This is a genomic window from Mesorhizobium sp. M7A.F.Ca.ET.027.03.2.1 (genome assembly GCF_003999175.1).
In the GTDB taxonomy this organism is placed as follows: Bacteria; Pseudomonadota; Alphaproteobacteria; order Rhizobiales; family Rhizobiaceae; genus Mesorhizobium.
On record NZ_RZOM01001955.1, the window covers coordinates 1 to 406 of the forward strand.

The window sequence follows — 406 nt, forward strand, 5'->3', positions numbered from 1 at the left end:
TTTTAGGATCGCATCTGTGCGAACGTCTTTTGCGGGACGGATACGACGTTGTCGCGCTGGACAATTTCCACACCGGCAAAAGATACAATCTCAATACCCTTCTGCGTAATCCGAGCTTCACCTGCATCGAGCATGACATCGTCGATGCACTGCCTTCGGATCTTCAGTGCGACGAGATCTACAATCTCGCCTGCCCCGCCTCTCCGCCGCACTACCAGGCAGACCCGATCCACACCTTCAAGACAAGCGTGCTTGGATCGCTGAACCTTCTGGAACTCGCGCGACAGAACAAGGCCAAGATATTCCAGGCCTCTACGTCCGAAGTCTATGGCGATCCCTTCGTGCATCCACAGCCCGAGAGCTACTTCGGCAACGTCAACACGCACGGACCGCGTTCCTGCTACGA

The 406-nt window shown here is 55.7% G+C and carries 1 protein-coding gene; it reads left to right on the top strand.

Features of this window, described 5'->3' with window-relative positions; all coding sequences use genetic code 11:
• Window positions 1–406: GDP-mannose 4,6-dehydratase (locus tag EN750_RS38950; RefSeq protein ID WP_127399542.1), on the top strand; the 406-nt coding region annotated here is incomplete at both ends.